General features: G+C 71.3%; 17 protein-coding genes. 4 read left to right on the top strand and 13 right to left on the bottom strand.

Annotated features, from left to right (window positions below; all coding sequences use genetic code 11):
- Positions 1–10: 10 nt before the first annotated feature.
- Together RNL97_RS24110 and RNL97_RS24105 are read right to left on the bottom strand one after the other, a co-directional pair.
- Positions 11–253, bottom strand: coding sequence for a hypothetical protein (locus RNL97_RS24110; RefSeq protein WP_030580289.1), 243 nt, complete (start codon positions 251–253; stop codon positions 11–13).
- A 194-nt stretch (positions 254–447) separates the two neighbouring features.
- Positions 448–1,320 carry an AraC family transcriptional regulator gene (locus RNL97_RS24105; RefSeq protein ID WP_030580286.1) on the bottom strand — a complete coding sequence of 291 codons (873 nt, stop codon included), beginning with the start codon at positions 1,318–1,320 and terminating at the stop codon, positions 448–450.
- A 64-nt stretch (positions 1,321–1,384) separates the two neighbouring features.
- On the opposite strand from RNL97_RS24105, the gene RNL97_RS24100 reads away from it, so the two are divergent.
- Together RNL97_RS24100 and RNL97_RS24095 are read left to right on the top strand one after the other, a co-directional pair.
- Complete coding sequence (locus RNL97_RS24100; protein WP_030580283.1) at positions 1,385–1,567, top strand: hypothetical protein; 183 nt, start codon at positions 1,385–1,387, stop codon at positions 1,565–1,567.
- Positions 1,564–2,517: an ornithine cyclodeaminase family protein gene (locus RNL97_RS24095; protein WP_030580280.1), complete on the top strand. Its 954-nt coding sequence runs from the start codon at positions 1,564–1,566 to the stop codon at positions 2,515–2,517. The genes RNL97_RS24100 and RNL97_RS24095 overlap by 4 nt, the downstream gene beginning before the upstream one ends.
- 104 nt (positions 2,518–2,621) lie before the next feature.
- Here RNL97_RS24095 and RNL97_RS24090 read toward each other — a convergent pair whose 3' ends face one another.
- The gene (locus RNL97_RS24090) at positions 2,622–2,855 is read right to left on the bottom strand and encodes a hypothetical protein (protein ID WP_030580277.1); all 234 of its coding nucleotides are present in this window, start codon (positions 2,853–2,855) and stop codon (positions 2,622–2,624) included.
- A gap of 123 nt (positions 2,856–2,978) precedes the next feature.
- Between RNL97_RS24090 and RNL97_RS24085 the strand changes: the two genes are divergently transcribed.
- A complete protein-coding gene (locus RNL97_RS24085) occupies positions 2,979–3,989 on the top strand; it encodes a YdcF family protein (protein WP_030580273.1) in 1,011 nt (336 codons plus the stop codon).
- A gap of 117 nt (positions 3,990–4,106) precedes the next feature.
- The gene (locus tag RNL97_RS24080; RefSeq protein WP_030580271.1) at positions 4,107–6,401 is read left to right on the top strand and encodes a FlgD immunoglobulin-like domain containing protein; all 2,295 of its coding nucleotides are present in this window, start codon (positions 4,107–4,109) and stop codon (positions 6,399–6,401) included.
- 167 nt (positions 6,402–6,568) lie between these two features.
- Here the strand turns inward: RNL97_RS24080 and RNL97_RS24075 are convergent, their stop codons facing one another.
- The 10 genes from RNL97_RS24075 to cimA all read right to left on the bottom strand — a co-directional run bounded on the left by RNL97_RS24075 (position 6,569) and on the right by cimA (position 21,620).
- Positions 6,569–7,948: a hypothetical protein gene (locus RNL97_RS24075; protein WP_030580268.1), complete on the bottom strand. Its 1,380-nt coding sequence runs from the start codon at positions 7,946–7,948 to the stop codon at positions 6,569–6,571.
- A gap of 58 nt (positions 7,949–8,006) precedes the next feature.
- Positions 8,007–11,108 (bottom strand): glycoside hydrolase family 3 N-terminal domain-containing protein, encoded by a 3,102-nt coding sequence (locus RNL97_RS24070; RefSeq protein WP_313751186.1) that lies wholly within the window; start codon positions 11,106–11,108, stop codon positions 8,007–8,009.
- Between the two features lie 66 nt (positions 11,109–11,174).
- Positions 11,175–12,587 (bottom strand): GH1 family beta-glucosidase, encoded by a 1,413-nt coding sequence (locus tag RNL97_RS24065; protein WP_243315265.1) that lies wholly within the window; start codon positions 12,585–12,587, stop codon positions 11,175–11,177.
- A gap of 32 nt (positions 12,588–12,619) precedes the next feature.
- Complete coding sequence (locus RNL97_RS24060) at positions 12,620–13,606, bottom strand: ABC transporter ATP-binding protein (RefSeq protein ID WP_030580262.1); 987 nt, start codon at positions 13,604–13,606, stop codon at positions 12,620–12,622.
- Entirely contained in the window at positions 13,603–14,610 is a 1,008-nt protein-coding gene (locus tag RNL97_RS24055) for an ABC transporter permease (protein ID WP_313751185.1), read from the bottom strand. Before RNL97_RS24055 ends, RNL97_RS24060 begins: the two co-directional genes overlap by 4 nt.
- 203 nt (positions 14,611–14,813) lie before the next feature.
- Positions 14,814–15,794, bottom strand: a complete 981-nt coding sequence (locus RNL97_RS24050) for an ABC transporter permease (RefSeq protein WP_030580256.1) — start codon at positions 15,792–15,794, stop codon at positions 14,814–14,816.
- Positions 15,791–16,951, bottom strand: coding sequence for an ABC transporter ATP-binding protein (locus tag RNL97_RS24045; RefSeq protein ID WP_030580254.1), 1,161 nt, complete (start codon positions 16,949–16,951; stop codon positions 15,791–15,793). The genes RNL97_RS24050 and RNL97_RS24045 overlap by 4 nt, the downstream gene beginning before the upstream one ends.
- A gap of 37 nt (positions 16,952–16,988) precedes the next feature.
- Positions 16,989–18,665: an ABC transporter substrate-binding protein gene (locus RNL97_RS24040; RefSeq protein ID WP_030580252.1), complete on the bottom strand. Its 1,677-nt coding sequence runs from the start codon at positions 18,663–18,665 to the stop codon at positions 16,989–16,991.
- Between the two features lie 85 nt (positions 18,666–18,750).
- On the bottom strand, positions 18,751–19,725 hold the full coding sequence (locus tag RNL97_RS24035) for a LacI family DNA-binding transcriptional regulator (RefSeq protein ID WP_030580250.1): 975 nt from the start codon (positions 19,723–19,725) through the stop codon (positions 18,751–18,753).
- A 287-nt stretch (positions 19,726–20,012) separates the two neighbouring features.
- Positions 20,013–21,620, bottom strand: coding sequence for a citramalate synthase (cimA, locus tag RNL97_RS24030; RefSeq protein WP_030580248.1), 1,608 nt, complete (start codon positions 21,618–21,620; stop codon positions 20,013–20,015).
- Between the last annotated feature and the right edge of the window lie 151 nt (positions 21,621–21,771).

Below are 21,771 nucleotides of genomic sequence, written 5' to 3'. Positions count from 1 at the left end.
GCCCGCTACCTCAGTAGCGCACCCACAGCTCGTACACACCCGGCTTGCCCGCGAACGGGTTGCAGATGAAGACGCGGCTCCAGAGGGCGTTGTCAGCGCCGGCGTTCCCGACCGCCTGGCACTCCGCCAGGCTGCCGTGGTGGCTGCGGAGGTAGAAGCCGGGGCCTGTCGCGGAGGCGGTCGAAGCGGTGCCGAGGAGCATCGCGCCGGCCGTCGCCACCGTCACCGCGAGTGCGGCAATACGTCTGTGCATGTCGGTAACTCCCTTTTCAGTCAGCACACATGACTGTGCATCAGTGAATGGTCAGAGCCGAACCGAACAGCGCGCGCCGCCAGGAGAAAGCTAGCGAGCGGAGCACGCCCGCACAATAGGTCTGGACCATTAAGGCGTCGCATATGCCCCATGGCCGTAAACCTCTGTCGTGCCGCATATTTCGCGCGGCGCGGTCAGCTCTCGGCCGACCGCTCCACCGGGATCCACAGCTCCGCCTCCGCCCGCTTCCCGTCCTCCGTCAGCCGCACCCGCAGGATCTCCGGGCCGGGCCGGGAGGCGTACGGGTTCGACGGGAACCACTGGGTGAACACATCCCGCCAGAGGTACTGGAGGGCCTGCGGGAACTCGCCTTCGCTCTCGAAGACCGCCCAGGTGCCTGCCGGTACGTCCAGGGCGTCCAGGCCAACCGGAGGCTCCGCGGTGGTCGCCACCCCGTGGTAGTAGTCGAGTTCGGTGCCCTCCGCGCGGCTCGGGTCGAGCTGGTCGCTCACCCCGACGATGCCCGCCGGCTCCTGGTCCGAGAGGGTCGCGATGCGCTCCAGCTCCTCCCGGCCGATGCCCCGGATGAACTCCGCGATGGCCGGATTCGGTCCTTCGTGAATGAGCGGGACGCGGGCCTTCTTCCCGACCACCCGGAACGCGTTCTTCTCCACCAAGCCGTAGCGCATGGCGCTACTCCCTTCGACGACGAGTCGGAAGGTCAGGCGTTGCTGGGACCGCAGAACCGCGCCCGTTCGCCGCGCCTCACCCGGTCCGATGCCGTGCACGGCCCGGAACGCGCGGGCGAAGCCCTCCCCCGTGTCGTAGCCGTACCGCATCGCCACGTCCAGCAGCGAACGGTCACGGTCACCGAGCACCTCCGCTCCGGCCACCGTCATGCGGCGACGGCGGATGTACTCGGACAGCGGGAGCCCCGCCAGTGCGGAGAACATCCGGCGGAAGTGGTACTCCGACGTCATCGCGATCCGGGCGAGGTCCGCCGCCTCGATGCGCTCACCGAGGTGGGCCTCGATGTGCCCCATCGCGTCGTTCAGCCGTTCCAGCACGCCCTGACTCCTTCCCTTGCCCGTTCACCGTAGGGAGGAGCCACTCTGCCCGACCCGACCGTCCGTGCCCGGATCGGTCGGGCAGCCGGGGGCCGTCGGCGCCCCGCCCCGTCAGCGCTTCGAGCAGCGCCCGGTGCCGGTCGAACGCCTCGCGCGGCCCGCTGCAGAGGTGGGCGAGCCGGGCTGGCCGATCCCCGTGGGCGACGAGTTGCCCGACCACGGCGTACGAGCGAAGGTGGCCCGGTGACCCTGCTGCTGACCCGTTCCCGCATCACCGACCTGCTCGACCCCGACACCGTGCTGGCCGGGCTCCGTGCGGGATTCACCGCACCCGCTCCCAAGACCCGGCCGTTGCGGATCCGTACGGACCTGCCCGGTCCGGGTACGGCGACAGCGCTTCTGCCCGGGGCGATCGACGGAATCCCGGCCTACACGGTGAAGGTCAACGCGAAGTTTCCCGATGCGGTTCCCGCCCTGCGGGGCCTCGTCTGCCTGCACGACCTGGCGGACGGAGAGCTGCTGGCCGTACTGGACTCGGCCTCGGTCACCGCTTGGCGTACCGGGCTCGCCGCGGCTCTGGCCACCCACGTACTCGCCGACGAGCACACCGACTCGGTGAGCGTCGTAGGTGCGGGCGCGCAGGCCCGGATGGTGCTGCGGGGTCTCGTCCGCCTGCGCACGGTCTCCAGGCTGACCGTGTGCGACACCGACCCCGTGCGGGCGGCCACGTTCGCCGAGGAGCACGAAAGGCTCCTCGGCATTCCGGTGGAGACGGTCGGCGAGCCACGGAGCGCCGCCGCGCGCGCGGACATCGTCGTCCTCGCGACCTGGTCACGCAGCCCGCTGCTGACTGCCGCCGATCTGCGCCCGGGAATGCACGTCACCACGCTCGGCGCGGATGAGCCCGGCAAGATCGAACTCGCCGCCGACGCACTGCGACGCGCCCGCACCGTGGTCGACGATCGTGAGCTCGCCGTCTCCATGGGGGCTCTCGGCAACACCGGGCTGAGCGCCGACGCCGCCCACGCGTCTCTCGGGCAGGTGCTCGGCGGTGAGCGGGCGGGCCGCGAAACGAGCGACCAGATCACCGTCTACGCCCCCGTCGGGCTGCCCTGGCAGGACCTCGCCCTGGCCTGGCCCCTCTACCGGGCCGCCGCCGAAGAGGGCTCCTGCCCGCAGGTCGACTTCCTGGCCTGACCCCGGGGCGCACGCTCGGCCGGGCGCGCCCGCGGAACGCCGGGAACGGAGAAACGGGGAGGGGGACGGCCTTGCGGCCGTCCCCCTCCCCGTTCCCAGCCGGTTCAGCTGAGCTTGGCGCCTTCCACGGTGCTGGTGACGGTGCCCGCCGTGGAGGTGGTCGCCCCGGCCGCGCCGTCGACCAGCTTGCCGAGGTCGCCGACATCGTCCAGAGCGCCCAGGGAGACGGCCGGTTCGGCCGCGTGCGCGGCGTCCCCGCCTCCCGGGTGCGGGGCGATGGCGGCGATGACCGCTCCGGTGGCGAGGGTGACGGCGGCGAGTACGCTTCGCTTCTTCATGCCCCGTTCAACGGCCGAGACCCCGCAAAGGGCACGCCCCGATTCCGTGACGGCTCCCGCCCCTGGCCGCCCCGGTCCCACCTCGCCGTCAACGGCGGCCGGGGCGCTGCCTACTCTGTGCTCATGGTGGTCTACGCCCCCGCGGCGCTCCTCTTCCTCGTCTTCTGTGTGAGCGTGCTGCGCGAGCGCCGGAAGTTCAGCAACGCCGTCGTCCTGGGACTCGCCGTGCTCTGTGCCCTGGCGGCCTCGCTCTACCGGCTGGCCGCGTCCGATTCCGCCGCGGCTCCGGTCGTGCTGTGGTCGCTGCTCGTGCTGGGCGCGGTGGCCGTGCTCGTGCTGACGTGTTTCCTGTTCCTCAACGGCGTACGCATGGTGCGCAAAGAAGGCCGGAGCCCGTCCAACCTGCTCTCCCTGCTGGCCGCCCTGGCCGTTCTCGCCGTCGTCGCCCTGCTGGCCACCGCCGCCGCCCTGCGGACTCCGGTGCTGATCGGGGCGGCGACGGCGGCGGGTGGGCTGGCGGTCTACTTCTCGTTCCTGTTCCTGTGCTTCGTCTGTTACGCGTTCCTCTACGGGCGGCTCCGCGTGCGCCGCAAGGCCGACTTCGTGGTGGTACTGGGCTCGGGCCTGGTCGGCGGCTCCACCGTGCCGCCGCTGCTCGCGAGCCGGCTGAAGCGAGGGCAGGCGGTCCACGCGCGGCTCGCCAAGCGCGGCGGGTCCCCCGTCCTCATCACCTCGGGCGGGCAGGGGCCCGACGAGGATCTGCCGGAGTCCCACGCCATGGCCGACCACCTGGTGGCCCAGGGGTTTCCCGCGCACCTCATCGAGCGGGAGGACCGGTCGACGAACACCGAGGAGAACCTGCGGTTCAGCAAGGCGATCATGGAGCAGGCGAAGCCGGACTACCGGTGCGTCGTCGTCACGAACAACTACCACGCCTTCCGCGCGGCGCTCACCGCCCGCCGGGTCCGGATCCGGGGACAGGTGGTGGGCTCACCGACCGCCGCGTACTTCTGGCCCAACGCGACGCTCCGCGAGTTCGCCGCGATCCTCGCGGACTACCGGCGGAGCAACGCGGTGATGTGCGTGCTGATCGTCCTCGGCGGGGTGGCCGCGTGGTGGACGAGCTGGAGGTAGGGGCCCTCGCGTCACCAGTTGCACATATTCAGCGCACAACTCCCCCACACATGAATAAGGTTGATCACGTTCGCATCGCAGATGCGCACCATCGGTCAACTGACAAGGGGGGGTCAGGTGTCCCGACACCTGTACACGAACAGCCGCAGCCGACGTACCGGCCGGACCGCGGGAGCGGCGGCCGTTGCGGTGGTGCTGGCGGCAGGGCTCGCCACGGCACTGCCGACCACGGCACACGCCGCGGGGGCGGCGGAGGCGGCCGAAGTCCTGATACCCGCGCCGGACGCCTTCGGCGAGGGGCCGGAGAAGATCCTGGCGACCGGCAGGTACGGCGTACTGCACCGCGAGGGCGACGACTACCTCTGGACGAACTCGTACAACAGCCGGACCAGGGTCGTCACCGAGCTGGCGGGCGTCCCGGAGGAGCTGCTCGTGGGGGGCCACGACGAGCACAACCGGGCGATCTACACCCAGCAGCGCGCCGACGGCGGGACGGACATCGTACGGATCGGCATCGAGGACCCGGCCTTCACCCACACCTCCACGGTCCCCGCCCAGTACCTCAACCTCCGCTTCGCGGGCGGCTGGACGGTGGCGACCGTCGACAAAGGCGACGGAACGTACGAGATGCGGGTGCCCCGGGGCGGGGATCCGTCGGCGGATCCCCTCGTACGGCTGCCCCCCGGGGCCACCACCGGCGCCGAGCCCGTGGTGCTCGGCGCGCAGGGCAGCGAGGTCCTCATCGGCTACCGGCTGGCGGACGGCTCGCCGGGCTACGGCATCCTCACCGCGTACGACGGCCGGGTGAAGCCGTTGCCGGTGACCGGTGACGCGAGCAGCTTCCGCATCACCCAGATGAACGTCAGCTGGTTCTCGCGGAACGGCAGCGGGGGGCAGGGCGTCCGGATTCTCCCGCGCAGCGGCACGGGCACGCCCAAGGTCGTCCCGCTGGACACCCGGTCGCCCGACAGCGGGGTCACCGCGTTCGTGGTGGAGGACAGCATCGTCTGGCACGAGGGCACCGGCGGTCCGCTGCGGCTCACCCCCCACGCCGGCGTGGACACCGAGCGCACGCTCCTGCCCACTGTGGAGTTCGCCCAGCTACGGGCCGAGGGGTACGGGGATGTGCTGGCACTCGGGAAGGACGCCGACGGCAAGCGGGCCATCCACGTGTTCACCCAGGACGGCAGCGGAACCGTCTTCGACCTGGTGATGCGGGAGGTGCCCGGGGTCAAGACGGCGGACGGCGAGATCGGGGCGCTGAGCCTCGCCGGAGGCCGGCTGCGCTACGTCAACTCGCTGGCCGGGAAGGACACGTTGCACGGCAAGGCCGTCGGGACCGGCCTCGACCCGGCGGAGGGGGCGCGGCTCGCCGATTTCCCCGGTCTCGCGGCCGGCCGGTTCGCCGACGGTACGGACGAGGGCCTGGCCCGGCTGGTCACCGACCCGGCCACCGGCAAGGACGCGCTGGTCACCGGCGACGACCCGGAGCAGCCGTCCGAGGGCCTGGTTCTGCCCGGCACGGGTGGCCGCATCGTCGACGCCTCACCGGAGTTCGTGCTGTACGAGTCGGGCGGACGGCAGTACGTCGTCGACATCGCCCGCGACCTCGTCGTCCGCGACCAGCGGGCGCAGGGCGCGGCGCTGGCCGAGGACCGGCTGTACAAGTCGGCGCCCGGCAAGCCCGGCACGGTGAACGTGGTCGACCCGCGCTCCGGGCGGGCGACCGCGAGCCACGACCTCGGCGTCGACTGTGTGCCGAGCGAGCTCCAGCGCAGCGGCACCCTGCTGTACTGGAGCTGCGCTTCCCAGGACGCGGCGGGCGTGTACGACACGGCGACCCACCGCGACTACCCCGCCCCGGTGTCCCGGGTCCTGCTCGGCGACCGGTTCCTGGCCGCGCGCGAGGCCTCCGGCGACCTGCGCCTGACCGCACTGCGGCCCGACGGCTCCACCGCCGACCTGGGCACCGTCACGGGCGTGAAGCCGCCCGCGGACGACGACGGCCGCGGCACCACGTGGACCCTGGACCCGGCGGCGGGCAAGCTCGCCTGGGTCGGGACCGACGACACCGTCCACGTGACCGCCCCGCAGCAGGCCGTCTCCCCGCTGGGCGTCACCCACTCCGCCGTGCCCGCCACGGCGGCGGGCGCGTGGAAGGCCGCCTGGTGGCTGTCCAAGCCCGCCGCGTCCTGGAAGGTGACCCTGGTGCGCCGCTCGAACGGCGAGACCGTCCGCACCTGGACGGGCGAGGACACGCGCGCCACGGTACGGGTCGACTGGGACGGTACGTCCGCCTCCGGCGACCCGGTCCCGGCGGGCGGCTACACCTGGCGGCTGAGCGCCGCGCCGGCGGACGGCTCGGGCGACGACGTCACGGCGTCGGGCACCTTGCGCGTGACGGCAGGCTGATCGCGTACGGCCCGGGGCGCGGTCCGCCGCTCCCCGGGCCGCGTGAGCGCCGGACCCCGGGTCCCGGCTGAGGGGATCCACCGGAACCCGGGGCGCTGAGGAAGCCGTGGCGCCGGGGCGGCTGAGGAAGACCCCGGCGTCGGGGGCCTCAGAGGCCGCCGCAGACCTCAGAAGCCGCCACCGTCGAACCCTCCCCCGAAGCCTCCGCCGTCGCCGAAGCCGCCCCCGCCGAAGCCGGAGGAGTCGAAGTCGGAGCCGGAGAAGTCGCCGCCGCCCCAGTCGCCGCCCGCGCCACCGTCGCCGAAGTCACCGCCGCCGTATTCGGAGGCGTACGCCGGGGTGGCGAGCATCGAGCCGAGCATGGTGCCGACGAGGAGGCCGGGGAGCAGACCGCCGCCGAAGTAGCCGCCCGCCCAGGGGCCGTACGCCGGGCCCGCTTCCCAGTACGGGCGGCGGTTGCCGTCGCCGGCGTCGACCGTACGGCTCATGGGGTCCTCGCCCCGGCTCAGCCGGACCTCGTCCGCGCCGCAGACCGGGACCTCCCGGGCCGCCCCGCCGGACGGGGTCCAGACCACGTCGGCGACCGACGGGCCGTGGCGGGGGTCGAAGAAGCACGGCGGGCGGCGGGCGGGTATCTTCCCGCCCGTGCGGCGGGCCTCCAGGACCGCGAGGGAGTAGCGGCCGTCCTCCAGGGACTGGGTGACCTTGCGGACGTCCGAGGGGTGCGTGGCCCGGTCCATCGCGGTCTTGGCGCACTCGTAGGAGTCCAGGGCCCGTTCGTAGTCGGCGCGCATGGTGTCGTCCGCGCCCTTCTCGGCGGGGTGGAAGTCCAGGCGTTCCAGGGTTTCGCCGTACGCGGTGATGTCCTCGTCGACGACGACCCGGAGCTTTTCGAGGGCGGCGCGCTCCTCTTCCTCCTTGCGGCGCTTGTTCCGGCGGGAGATCGCGTACACACCGGCGCCGCCCGCCGCCGCGAGTGCGCCGAGCGTGATCAGGCCGGCGACCGGGGCCCCGGACTCGTCGGACGCGCCTGAGCCGCCGGACCAGGAGGCGGGGGCGGAGCCCCGGGCCTGCTCGACGGCGCGGTCGACGAAGGCGTTGAGCTGGGCGTCGGCGCTGCCGGCGGTGGTGGGGTTCTCCACGGCTGCGGTGAGGTTCTCGACGGCGCGGACCGGCATGACCTGCGGGTCCGCGCCCGCGTCGAAGCCGCCGCCGAGGCGGATCGCGTAGACGCCCGTGATGCCGGTGTCGCTGCGCAGGGTCTGGAGGAGGCCTTCCTCGGGGAAGGCCGAGGTATCGGGGAGGACGGCCACGAAGACCGGCTTGTCGGCTTCCGTGATCTTGTTCTCCAGGGCCTTCTCGTCAGCGACGGAGAGCTGATCGCGGGCGCCCGGGTCCACGTACACCGGGTCGTCGCGCAGGGCCTGGGCGGCGTCCTGGATGGTGGCGGCCGGGGCCGCCGACGCGGGAGAGGTCAGGGCGAGAGCCGCCGCTGCGAAGAAGAGCAGCAGGCCCGCCAGCAACGCGGGGAAAAGCCTTTTCCTCATACTTAACGCTACTCCAGGCGGGCGACGAACGCGGCCGCCCGCCCGGAGCACCGCAGGGCTACGCGGCTCGGTAGGCCGTGCGCAGCTTGGCCACCGCGCCCGTCAGGTCGCCCTTGAGCAGCAGGTGGTCCGCCTCCGCGAAGGGTTTCGCGACCGCCTGGCCGAACGTCCCGCCGATCTTCTGCTGGACCAGCAGCCGGGCCTGGTCCACGATCGCCCTGCCCGCCGGGGTCTTCCCCAGCTTCGCCTTCTCGGCGACCTGGGCGGCGACGGCGAGAGCCGTGAGGGTCAGCTCACCGCCGGCCGGGGGCCTCTTCAAGGTGGTCAGCCCCCAGCCGTAGGGGAACTGCGGGTCGTAGGCCGCGTCCCCGACGTTGATCGGGAGCTGGGCATCCGACTTCGGCCAGGTCACCGGCAGCTGTCCGGTGAAGGCGCGCCTGCCGTAGAGGACATCGGCGACGCCGTCGCCCTCGGAGCCCGGCAGCCAGGAGGCCACCAGCGCGTTGATCCTGCCGAGCTGGTCGCCGATGAGCTGGGGGCGGCCGGAGACGATGAGGACGGCGCACTTCATGGCCGCGCAGACCTTGTCCACGGCTGCCTTGTCGGCCGCCGTCAGCTCCAGGTCGTGGCCGTTGCCGACGTCCCCGATGCCCTCGGCGTACGGGGTCTCGCCGACGACCACCACACCGACGTCGTAGCCGGCCGTGGCGGCGGAGGCGTCGCGGGAGTAGGTGACGGACTCCGGGCTCTTCGCCGCCTTCTTCATCCCCTCCAGGATCGTCGTGCCGGCGGTGGTCTTCCCGGAGGAGCCCTGCCAGCTGATCGTCCAGCCGCCTGCCTGGTTGCCGAGGTCGTCGGCGTTGGACCCGGCGACGTACACCTTCTGGTCCGGCTTGAGCGGAAGGACGGCCCCGTCGTTCTTCAGGAGCACCTGCGACTTCGCCACCGCCTCCCGCGCCACCGCACGGTGTCCGGCCGAGCCGACCTTGTCGAGGTGGGTGGTGTCCGCGTACGGCTTCTCGAAGAGGCCGAGGCGGAACTTCTGGGTGAGGATGCGGGCGACCGCGTCGTCGACGCGGGCCTCGCTGATCCGGCCCGCGGCGACCTCGTCCTTCAGGGTCTTGGTGAAGTCCTGGTACGCGGTCGGGACCATGATCATGTCGAGTCCGGCGTTGACGGACGTACGGACGTCGCTCGGGTAGTCGCCGGGGATCTGGTCGATGGCCTGCCAGTCACTGATGACGAAGCCCTCGAAGCCCATGCGGTCCTTGAGGACACCGTTGATCATCTCGGCGTTGGCGTGCATCTTCACCGGGCCCTGGTCGTCGCCCAGGATGTCGAGGGAGGAGTACGAGGGCATGATCGTGCCGACGCCCCGCTTCACCGACTCCTCGAACGGCGACAGGTGCACCGCCTCCAGCTCCTCGCGGGTGACCTCGGTGATGCCCTGGTCGGTCGTGTACGAGCCGGTGGTGGAGGAGCCGTACGCGGTGCCTCCGTCGCCCACGAAGTGCTTCGCGCTGCCGAGCACCTTGTCGTTGCGGTGCAGGTCCTTGCCGGACGGGCTGCCCTGCATGCCCTGGATGACCGTCTCCATGGCCTCGACGAGGGCCGGGTCCTCGCCGAACGCCTCGTAGCTGCGGCCCCAGCGCTCGTCGCGGGTGACGCAGACGCAGGGGGCGAAGTCCCACGGGACGCCGGTGGAGCGGACTTCCCTGGCGGTGATCGCGCCGGTCCTCTCGGCGCTCTTGGGGTCGCGGCCCGCGCCGATGCCGATGTTGTGCGGCATGATCGTCGCGCCGACGACGTTGTTGTGGCCGTGCACCGCGTCCACGCCGTAGATCAGCGGGATCTGGAAGCGGGTGGCCTGGGCGCGCAGTTGGTAGGCGTCGACCATCTTGGCCCAGGCCGCCGCCGTGTTCGGGGTGGGGACCGAGCCGCCGCCCGAGAGCAGCGAGCCGAGGTCGTAGGCGGCGATGTCACCGGGGGCGCGGAGCGCGTTGCGCTCGGCCTGCGTCATCTGGCCGGCCTTCTCGGCGAGCGAGAGGCGTCCCAGCAGGTCCGCCACGCGCTGCTTCACCGGCAGCTCGGCGTTCTGGTACGGGAGTCCGTGGGCGTCGATGACGACCTGCGGGTTCTCCCGGGGGGCCTTCGCGCCGGTGACGGTCAGCTCCAGCGGGATCGTCTTCGCCTCGGCGGGCTCGGACGCCTTCGCCGTGCGGACGGTCACCTTGTGGGTGGTGCCGGCGGCGGTGCCGGCGGGAAAGGTGTGGCTGCCGGTGACCGGGGTGTAGTCCTTCCCGGGCTCGGCCGTACCGCCCTTGGTGGCGTACGCGACGGTTACCGGCTCCTCGGTGGGGACGGAGCCGGTGGTGGCGACGGACAGCGTCAGCTCCGCGCTCGCACCGTTCCTCACCGGGCGTACGGCCGTGTCGGTGACGACGCTCGCGGTGAGCGCGGGCTCCGCCTTTCCGTACAACTCAACCGCGTCCAGAGCGAATTCGCCGGGTGCTCCGCCGGGAAGGGTGAGGGCGTAGCCCCACATCTCGTTCAGGCCGAGGATCTGGTCGATGCCTCCGACGGGCTGGTAGTCGGCCCGGTAGACGAAGTCCGCGAAGGGGATCTCGACGAGGTGCCAGCCCTCCCAGTCGTCGGTGAAGGAGGTGGTCCACAGCTCGGACGCGCCGCCGTTGGCGCCGCCGTCCTTGATCTCGAAGTTGATGCGCTTGCCCGAACCGGGCGGCAGGGGTGCGGTGTTCCGGCCGTACCACCAGAAGCGGATGCCCTTGTGGGCGGTCCAGTTCTGCGGCGGGGTGTCCACGGCGAACTCGTGGCTGAAGCCGCCGTACGCGCTGATGTCGTAGGAGCCTTCGAGGACCTGCTCGCCCTCGGGAGCGTCGGCGCGTTCGGCCAGCTCGAGCCGCGGGTGGTCGTCCGCGTCGCCGCCCCAGGTGAAGATCGCGTCGGCCGGCGGGTTGTTGCCGAGCGGCACCTCGCCCTCGAAGCGGTCGATGAGGACGGGGGCGGGTTCGTCTGCGGCGGCCGCGGGGCCGGTGGCCGACCCGGCGAGCAGGGTGGCCAGGACGGCCGCGGCGGCGAAGGCGGCCGTCGCGGGTCTGCTTCTGCCCTTGCGGGGGCGGAGGTGCGGGGTACGGGACATGTGTGGGAGCGCTCTCTTTCAGGGTCCGAGGTGCCGGACGTCGTCGGGATCAGAGGTGTTGGTGCGCTACGCGGTGTGGTCGCGGGTGAGGCGGATCGTGTCGCGGTACCACTTGGCGCTGTCCTTGAGCGTGCGGGTCTGGGTGTCGTAGTCGACGCGGACGATGCCGAACCGTTTGGCGTAGCCGTACGCCCACTCGAAGTTGTCCATCAGCGACCAGGCGAAGTAGCCCCGGACGTCGGCCCCTTGGGCGCGGGCGGCGACGACGGCGTCGATGTGGTCGGCGAGGTAGGCCGTGCGGTCGGCGTCGGGGACGGAGCCGTCGGCGGCGACCGTGTCGTCGAAGGCAGCGCCGTTCTCCGTGATGACGGTCGGCAGCCCGTAGTCGCGCTCCAACCGCACCAGCAGGTCGGTGAGTTCGGTCGGGGTGATCTCCCAGTCCATCGCGGTGCGCGGCAGATCGCGTTCCACGGCCCGGGTGACCGGCAGGCCCTCGGCGTCGAGCGGTGAGCCGTCCTCGGTGACGCCGGAGAACTGCATGCCCCGGTAGAAGTTGACGCCGAGCACGTCGAGCGGGGTGGCGATGGCGGCCGGATCGCCTTCGCGGACCGGGAGTTCGATGTGCTGGGCGGCCAGGTCCTCGACGATGTCCTCGGGGTAGCGGCCGTGCACGAGCGGGTCGAGGTAGAGCCGGGTGCCCAGGCCGTCGGCGCGGCGGCACGCCTCACGGTCGGCCTCGCTGTCGGTCTCGGGGGTGGCGGTGCCGAGGTTGAGGGTGATGCCCAGCTCCAGCGGGTCGCCCCCGGCCGCCTCGCGCAGTGCGCGGGCGGCGAGGCCGTGGCCCAGGAGCAGATGGTGGACGGCGGCCATGGCGTCGCCCAGGTCGCGGCGGCCGGGAGCATGCAGCCCGTAGGCGTAACCGAGCATCGCAGAGCACCAGGGCTCGTTGAGCGTGGTCCAGTGTTCGACCCGGTCGCCGAGGGCCTCGTACGCGAGGGAGGCGTACTCCGCGAAGCGCAGGGCGGTGTCGCGCGCGGGCCAGCCGCCCGCGTCCTCCAGCTCCTGCGGCAGGTCCCAGTGGTACAGGGTGATCCAGGGGGTGACACCGCGCTCCTGGACCTCGTCGACCAGCCGCTTGTAGAAGTCGAGGCCCTTGGCGTTGGCGGGGCCCCGGCCGCCCGGCTGGATGCGGGGCCAGGCGAGGGAGAAGCGGTACGTGTCGACGCCGAGGCCCGCGATCAGCTCCACGTCCTCGGGCATCCGGTGGTAGTGGTCGCAGGCCACGTCGCCGTGCTCGCCTCCCTCCACCGCCCCGGGCACCCGGCAGAAGGTGTCCCAGATGGACGGGGTGCGGCCGTCCTCGGCGGCAGCCCCCTCGATCTGGTACGAGGAGGTGGCGACGCCCCAGCGGAAGTCGGCCGGGAGTCCGCGTACCGGGGCCGGAGAGAGGATCCGCTGCGGGGTGGTGGCGAGGTTCATCGGTCTCCGTACGTAGGAGGGGTGGGGCCTGGTCAGGCGTGCAGATGGCAGGCGACCGCGCGGCCCGGTCCGTCGGCGGGCGCGGCGAGCGGCGGGACCTGCCCGGCGCACGGGGCGAAGGCCTTGGCGCAGCGCGGGTGGAAGGCGCAGCCGGTGGGCATCGCGGAGAGGTGCGGCGGGGAGCCGGGGATGCCGGTCAGTTCGCGGCGCGGGCCGTGGAGCGCGGGGAAGGAGTGGAGCAGCCCGTCACTGTAGGGGTGGCGGGGGTCGCGGTAGATCTCCGCCGCACCCGCCTGCTCCACGATGCGGCCCCCGTACATGATCGCGATCCGGTCCGAGAATTCGATCAGGAGGGAGATGTCGTGGGTGATGAACACGACCGAGAAGTTCAGCTGTTCCCTCAACTGGACGAGCCGTCGCAGGATCTGCCGCTGCATGACGACGTCGAGCGCGGTGGTCGGCTCGTCCATGATGACGATCTCGGGTTCCAGGGCGAGCGCCATGGCGATCATCACGCGCTGGCGCATACCGCCGGAGAGCTGGTGCGGGTAGGCGGCGAGCCGGTCGGCGGAGATACCGACGAGCTCCAGCAACTCCCGCGCTCGCTCGGTGCGTCGGCGCTTCTTCAGCTCGGGGCGGTGGGCGGCGAGGACGTCGGTGAGCTGGCTGTGGACGGTGTGCACGGGGTTGAGGGAGTTCATCGCCCCCTGGAAGACGATGGACAGCTCCTGCCAGCGGAAGGCGCGCAGTTGCTGGGGAGCGAGGGAGAGGATGTCGACACGGTCGCCGCCGGGCCGGTGGTAGTGGACCTCTCCCCCGGTGATGACGCCGGGCGGGGACAGCAGCCGGGTCACGGCGTAGGCGAGCGTCGACTTGCCCGAGCCCGACTCCCCTGCCAGGCCCAGGACTTCGCCCCGGTGGAGGGTGAGGTCGATGTCGCGCAGGGCGTGGACGGCGCCCGCGTCGGTGCCGTAGTCGACGTTGAGTCCGCTGATGGTCAGGACCGGCTCGGCGCTCATGTGCGCGGCTCCTTGCTGCTGCTCTGCCCGGGGAGGCCCGTACCGGGGGTCTTCCGGGCCACGGGGGTGAAGCCGACGCGCATCTTCACCTTCCGGGAGGATCCGGTGGCGGTGCGCAGGCGGGGGTTGACGAACTCGTCGATGCCGAAGTTGATGAGGGCGAGCGCGGTGCCCAGCAGGGCGATGCACAGGCCGGCCGGGACGAACCACCACCAGGCTCCCTGGGCGAGCGCCTGGTTGGACTGGGCCCAGAAGAGGACGGTGCCCCAGTTCCAGTGGGAGATGTCGGCGACGCCGATGAAGGCGAGGGTGATCTCGGTGAGGACGGCGAAGATGACCGTGCCGACGAAGCCGGAGGCGATGACGGCGGTGAGGTTCGGCAGGATCTCGAAGAGGATGATGCGCGGGGTCGACTCGCCGGTGGCGCGGGCGGCCTCCACGTAGTCGCGGCGGCGCAGCGACAGGGTCTGGGCGCGCAGGATCCTCGATCCCCAGGCCCAGGAGGTCAGAGCGATGGCGACGGCGATGACGAGGTCGCCGGTGTCGGGGACGAAGCTCGCGACGATGATGATCAGCGGGAGTCCGGGCAGCACCAGGAAGATGTTGGAGAGCGCGGAGAGGATCTCGTCGACGGCCCCGCCGAGGAACCCTGCGCTGACCCCGATCAGGACGGACAGGGCGGTGGCGATGGCGGCGGCCAGCAGTCCGACGACGAGGACGCCCCGGGTGCCGACGAGGATCTGCGAGAAGACGTCCTGCCCGGTGTGCGTGGTGCCGAACCAGTGGTCGCCGGAGGGTGGTTGGAGCAGCTGGTCACTCATGGCGTCGGGGTCGTAGGGGGCGAGCCAGGGTCCGGCGACGGCCAGCAGGACGAAGACCGCCAGGATGATCAGGCCGGTGCGGGTCTTCCCGCCGCGCAGGAACCGGAGCCGGGCCCGGCGGGTGGGGGCCGTGGGCGGGGGCGTGCCGTCGAGGACGGCGGCGTCGGTGGCGGTGATGGACATGAGACCAGGGCCTTTCGTTCGGATCAGGCCGGATCAGGGAGCGGGGTCCGGTACGTGCGGCTGCAGGGCGGAGGATTGAGGCGACGCGATGGGGCCTCCCCTGCTCGAGCGGAGCCGAGGGCTCGGGGAAGTCGTGGATGGACGACAACGCCGCAGATGCGCGTGCCGGACCCCGCGAGCCCGGCATGATCCGGACAAGGCCCTTATGCCTCCTTCCGGGTGCGGGGGTCGAGGGCGGCGTAGACGAGGTCGGCGAGCAGGTTCGCGGCGAGGACGGAGAGCGTGATGATGAGGAAGACGCCCTGCATCAGGGGGTAGTCCTTGGCGCCGACCGCCTGGAGCAGCTGGAAGCCGATGCCCGGGTAGGTGAAGACCATCTCGACGAGCAGGGTGCCGCCGACGATGAAGCCGAGGGAGAGGGCGAAGCCGGAGATGTTGGGGAGGACCGCGTTGCGGGCGGCGTAGCCGAACATCACGCGTCGTTCGGACAGCCCCTTGGCCTGGGCGACCATCACGTAGTCCTCGGAGGAGACGGTGACCATCATGTTCCGCATGCCGAGGATCCAGCCGGCGACCGCGCTGAGGACGATCGTCACGCCGGGCAGGACCGCGTGGTAGAGGGCGCTGGAGATGAACGGCCAGTCGAAGGCCGGGACCAGCGCGTTGTCGTAGCCGCCGGAGTTCGGGAACAGCGTCCACTTCTCGGCGAACACGGCGATGGCGACGAGGCCCAGCCAGAAGTACGGGATGGAGGAGATGAAGGTGGTGACGGGCAGCAGCCCGTCCAGCCAGGAGCCGCGCTTCCAGCCGCTGTAGACGCCGATGCCGGTGCCGAGGACGAAGCTGATGAGCGTGGTCGTGCCGACCAGGGCCAGCGTCCAGGGCAGGGACTGGCCGATGACCTCGCTGACCGGGGTGGGGAAGAAGGTGAAGGAGAGGCCGAGGTCACCGTCGAGCAGGTGGGCCCAGTAGTCGGTGTACTGCTGCCACATCGACTGCTGCTCGTCGAGGCCGAAGAGGGCCTTGAGCGAGTCGATGGCCTTGGTGTCGAGCTGCCCCTGATAGCGGCTGAGCAGGGCCTGGATGGGGTCGCCCGGCATGAGCCGGGGGATGAGGAAGTTGATGGTGATCGCGGCCCACGCGGTGACGGCGTAGAAGGCGAGGCGCTGGAGGAGGTACTTCACCGGGTGGCCTCCTTCGCGGCCGGGTGGCCCCCGGTCGGATGGCCTGTGGCCGTCGCGGCGGCGACTGCGGGGGCCCCCGCTCCCCCGCCCTCGTACAGCCAGCAGGCCGCCCACTGCCCCTCGGGCAGGTCGAAGCGCGGCGGCAGTTCGGTGCGGCAGCGCTCCATCGCCTGCGGGCAGCGGGGATGGAAGCGGCAGCCGGCGGGCGGGGTGATCAGGGAGGGCGGTTCGCCGGTGCCGGTCTCCTCCGGTCCGCCGTCGGCGACGGACCGGTCCGGGTCCGGGGCGGAGGCGATCAGGAGCTGGGTGTAGGGGTGGGCGGGGTGCTGGGTGACGCGTTCGCTGTCGCCGCCCTCGACGATCCGGCCCGCGTACATGACGAGGGTGGTGTCGGCGAAGTAGCGGGCGGAGGCGATGTCGTGGGTGATGTAGAGGATCGCCAGGTGGAGGCGTTCCTTGAGGTCGCGCAGGAGATTGAGGACGCCGAGCCGGATCGACACGTCGAGCATCGAGACGGGTTCGTCGGCGAGGAGGACCTGCGGGTCGGCGCCGAGCGCCCGGGCGATGGCGACGCGCTGGCGCTGCCCGCCCGACAGCTCGTGCGGGAACTTGTCCAGGAACTGCTGCGGCGGGGTCAGCTGGACCCGGTTCAGCAGGGCGGCCAGGTTCTCCTCCAGCTCCTTGTCCCCGCTGCCCGCCCGGCCGTGGATCTTCAGGGCGCGGGTCAGGTGGTAGCGCACGGTGTGCACCGGGTTCAGCGAGGCGAAGGGGTCCTGGAAGATCAGCTGGACCCGGCGTACGTAACGGCGGAAGGACCGGCCGCGACCGGCCACCACCGGCTCGCCGCCCAGCCGTATCTCGCCCGAGGTGAGCGGATACAGCTGGGCCAGCAGGCGGGCGACGGTGGACTTGCCCGAGCCGGACTCCCCCACCAGAGCCGTGACGGTGCCGCGTCTCAGCCGGAGCGAGACGTCGTCGACGGCGTGGACGCTGCGGCGCTCGCGGGCGAACAGGTCGCGGGCGGTGCGGCGCAGGGGAAAGTGCTTGGTGACTCCGCGCGCTTCCAGCACCACATCGGTGCCGGTGGGCGCGGCATCGGAGCCGGTCCGCATGGTCTCGGACCCGGTCCGTGCGTGCTCGGGCTGATCGCTGGTCATGGCCGGTTTCCCGTCTCCCGTCCGGTCTTCCCCGTGCCTACTTGGAGGAGGGCTTGAGGTTGAGCACGATCTCCAGCGCGGTCCGCTGGGTGTGCTGCGGCGGGGCGTAGGGGTTGGCCTCGGAGGGCCAGCCGATCCAGTTCTTCGTGGAGAACTCGGCTCCGACGGGCGCGGCGGCCGTCGGGATCATGGGGGCCTGCTCGACGAAGATCTTCTGGAGGGTGTTGAGGGCCTTGGTGCGGGCGGCGTCGGTGGTGGCGCCGGCGTACTCCTTGAGCGCGGCCGTCGCCTCGGGGTTCTTGAAGCGGCCGAAGTTGCCCGCCTGGGAGCTCTTGCCGATGGGCTGGACGATCGCCCCGTCCATGATGTTCTGGTACATGTCGTAGGGGGTGGCGCCGCTGTTGGTCCAGTGCAGGGTGGCGTCGAAGTTGCCGTTGGCCACGTCGGTGCCCCAGGCCTCGGCGGTCTGGGTCTTGACCTTGGCCTCGATGCCGATCTCCTTGATGTTGTCCTTGATGATCGCGAGGCCGGTGATGTAGTCGTTCCATCCGGCCGGGTCGGTGAGGGTGAGCGTCACCGGCTTGCCGCCCGGGTCCTTGAGCACGCCGCCGCTGAGCTTGAACCCGGCCTCGGCGAGCACCTTCTTGGCGCCCGCGACATCGGGCTTGGTGGTGGCGTTCTCGTACTCGGGGGCGAGGAAGGGCTCACCGGCGGGGAGCGGGATGCCGGTGGGGTTGGTGATCTCCGGGTAGAGCGTGGCCTGCGCCTGGACGTGGATGGCCTTGCGGTCGACGACCATCGCCATCGCCCTGCGCAGGGCCGGGTTGTCGAAGGGCTTGCGCGTGGTGTTGAACCACAGTCCGTGGACGCCGAGGCCGGAGGGGAACCAGAGCTGGTGGTGCTCGGGGTCCTTGTCGATGAACAGCTGCTTGTGGTTCGGCATGAAGACGAAGGACCACTCCATCTTCCCGGTGGCCAGGGCGGTGGTGGCGGCGCTGTTGTCGTTGTAGGCGGTGTAGCGCAGCTCCTTGACCTTGGTGTCGCCGTTCCAGTAGGTCGGCGTGGCGGTCAGGGTGGTGGTCTGCGGGGTGAACGTCTTGAGCTTGTACGGTCCGGAACCGACCGGGTTGCGGTTGGGCCAGGTCTCCGGGTTGTCGACCTTCTCCCAGATGTGCTTGGGCACGATGAAGGTCTGGATGATCTTGTTCTGGTTGACGAACTGGCTCTCCTGGAAGGTCAGCACGACCTGCTTGCCCTTGACGGCGATCCCGTCGAAGGGGATCCCGTCCCCGTTGAGCGCCGGGTGCTTCTTGAGCAGGTTGAAGGTGAACTCCACGTCGGCGGCGGTCAGGGGCTTGCCGTCGGCCCACTTGGCCCGGCCGTCGAGGGTGAAGGTGACCTTGGTGAAGTTGTCCTCCCAGGCCCACTCGGTGGCGAGCCAGGGGTCGGCCTTCTCGGTGGGCCTGATCATGTTCGTCATCGCGAGCGGCTCGTAGATCATGTGGCGGTAGCCGAGGACCGCTCCGGCCGACGTCGTGAGGAAGGGGTTGCTGTTGTTCGTCTGCGGCCCGTCCGGCTTGCCGAGGGTCAGTACACCGGCGGCCCCGCCGCCCTTGTCGGCACCCGAGTTGGCGTTCGAGCAACCGGCGGCGAGCGCCACCGCGACGGTGGCTGCGGCGACCGCTCTGAGGGTGGTGCGACGGCGTACGGACATGGCGACTCCAGGAAGGGGCTGCCGGGTCGGGAGACCCCGGCGGGCGGAAGGTGCGAGGCGGGGCGCGGCCGGGCGGCCGGGTCCGTTACGGCGCCGAGTGGCGCACGACCAGTTCGGTGGGCAGCACGACCGGTCCGTCGGGTACGGGCGTGCCGCCGAGGTGGGAGAGCAGCATCCGGGCCGCCGTCTCGCCCATGCGGCGGGTGGGCTGGCGCACGGTGGTCAGCGGTGGTTCGGTGTGCTCGGCCATCGGGATGTCGTCGAAGCCGACGACGGCGATGTCGTCCGGGACCCGGCGTCCGGCGGCCCGCAGGGCGCGGAGCACGCCCGCGGCACTGATGTCGTTGTGCGCGAAGACGGAGTCGAACGTGACGCCCCGTGCCAGGAGCCCCTCGACGGCGAGCCGGCCGCCGCGTTCGGTGAAGTCTCCCTCGACGACCAGATCGGTGGGCAGGACGGAGCGGAAGCCGTCTCGCCGGTCCCGTACGCAGCCGAAGTGCTGGGGTCCGGTCAGGACCAGGGGCCGGGTGCGTCCGGCGGCGTGCAGGTGGCGGGCCGCGGACGCGCCTCCCTCGTGGTTGGTGGTCACGACGGAGGGGAACTCGGGGTGGTGGCCGCGGTCGTCGATGAGCACGATCGGCAGGCCGTCGCGGTGCAGTTCGGTGAGGTGGCCGAGGGTGTTCTCGGGTTCCACGACGACGAGACCGTCGAAGGCGCGTGCGGACACCTGGCCGGTGAACCGCTGGACGGACTCGGCCCCGCGGTTGCAGGTGAACAGCAGCAGCCCGTAGTCGGCGGCCTCGACGGTGTCGACGACGCCCTGGAGCAGTTCGCCCATCCACGGCCAGGTCAGCGAGGGCACGAGCATGCCGACCGTCCGGCTGGAGCCGCGGGCGAGACCGACGGCTCCTGAGCTGGGTACGTAGCCGAGCTGTGCGATCACTTCACGAACACGGGCCGCCGTGATCCGGTCCACCTCGCCCTTGGTGTTGATGACCCGGGACACGGTCGTCTTGCTGACGCCGGCCTCACGGGCGACATCGGCGATGGTGACGCGCATCCGGTCCTCCAGGGGGCCAGGCGGGGCGGAAGAGGGCAGGCGGGGGTAGGGCGCGGGCATGCGGTGGAGAGGCGCTTCGGTACCGGTTCCGGAACCGGTACCGGCGTTGCGGCGTGAGTTAACCGCGCCGATACAGGGCCGTCAATACTTCACGTCGAGATTGAACGGGTCTCATCTTCCGTGCAGGCGGGCGGGGTTGTGTGTTCACTCCTTGAATGCTCGTGGAACACACGAGAGCCGCCGCCCGGCGATGGGCGACGGCTCTTCGACGAAGGGGGTGCGGCGGGCTACTCCGTGGGCTCGACCCCCGCGCGCAGCAGCCCGTACGTGTACGCGTCCTCCAGTGCCTGCCAGGAGGCGGCGATGACGTTCTCGGCGACCCCCACGGTCGCCCAGTCGCCGGTGCCGTCGCCCGTGGTGATGAGGACGCGGGTGGTGGACTCGGTGCCGGTGCGGCCCTCCAGGATGCGGACCTTGTAGTCGATCAGCTCCAACTTGGCGAGCTGCGGGTAGATCCGCTCCAGGGCGACCCGCAGCGCCCGGTCCAGGGCGTTGACCGGGCCGTTGCCCTCGGCGGTGGCGACGATGCGCTCGCCCTTGGCCCGGAGCTTGACCGTGGCCTCGTTGGCGTGGGTGCCGTCGGGGCGGTCCTCGACGATCGCCCGCCAGGACTCGGTGCGGAAGTAGCGGCGGGCCCGGCCCTCGACCTCGCCGCGCAGCAGCAGTTCGAAGGAGGCGTCGGCGGCCTCGTAGGTGTAGCCCTTCAGTTCGCGTTCCTTGACCCGCTCCACGACCCGGCCGACCAGGGCGCGGTCGTCGCCGAGGTCGACGCCGAGCTCCTTGCCCTTCAGCTCGATGGAGGCACGGCCCGCCATGTCGGAGACCAGCATCCGCATGGTGTTGCCGACCAGTTCGGGGGCGATGTGCTGGTACAGGTCGGGGTCGACCTTGATCGCGGATGCGTGCAGCCCGGCCTTGTGGGCGAAGGCCGAGACGCCCACGTACGGCTGGTGGGTGGAGGGGGTGAGGTTGACGACCTCGGCGATGGCGTGCGAGATCCGGGTCATCTCGGCGAGCGCGCCCTCGGGCAGCACCTTCATGCCGTACTTGAGTTCCAGGGCGGCGACGACGGGGAAGAGGTTGGCGTTGCCGACCCGTTCGCCGTAGCCGTTGGCCGTGCACTGGACGTGGGTGGCGCCCGCGTCGACGGCGGCCAGGGTGTTGGCGACGGCGCAGCCGGTGTCGTCCTGGGCGTGGATGCCGAGCCGGGCGCCGGTGTCGGCGATGACGGTGGAGACGACGGCCTGGACCTGGGCGGGGAGCATGCCGCCGTTGGTGTCGCAGAGGATGACGACCTCGGCCCCCGCCTCGTGGGCGGTACGGACCACGGATTTGGCGTACTCGGCGTCGGCCCGGTAGCCGTCGAAGAAGTGCTCGCAGTCCACGAAGACCCGGCGACCCTGTTCGCGCAGGTGGGAAACGGTGTCCCGGACCATCTCCAGGTTCTCCTCCAGGGTGGTGCGCAGGGCCAGTTCCACATGGCGGTCGTGGGACTTGGCCACCAGCGTGATCACCGGGGCGCCGGAGTTCAGGAGCGCCTTGACCTGCGGGTCGTCGGCGGCGCTGCCACCGGCCCTGCGGGTCGCGCCGAACGCCACGAGTTGGGCGTTCTCGAAGGTGATCTCCTTCTGGGCGCGGGCGAAGAACTCCGTGTCGCGGGGGTTGGCCCCCGGCCAGCCGCCCTCGATGTACCCCACACCGAAGGTGTCCAGATGACGGGCGATGGTCAGCTTGTCGGCGACCGTCAGGTTGATGCCCTCACGCTGAGCACCGTCGCGCAGTGTGGTGTCGAAGACATGGAAACTGTCGTCGGTGGCGTTGGCCTTGGTGGTCATGCTGATCTGGCTCCTGTCGGATGAGTGGATCCGGACGATCGGGTTCCACTTGCCCCCATCATCCCGCTTGCCTCGTTCCGATCCGGGTGCGGGCCGGAAAACGAAAAAACCCCTCGCGGGTGCGAGAGGTCTGCGCGCGGGTCTGGGGCAC

The sequence above is a fragment of the Streptomyces parvus genome (assembly GCF_032121415.1).
GTDB classification, from domain to species: domain Bacteria; phylum Actinomycetota; class Actinomycetes; order Streptomycetales; family Streptomycetaceae; genus Streptomyces; species Streptomyces globisporus_A.
Note: the sequence above shows the minus strand (reverse complement) of the source record. Positions and strands in the feature narration are given on the sequence as shown.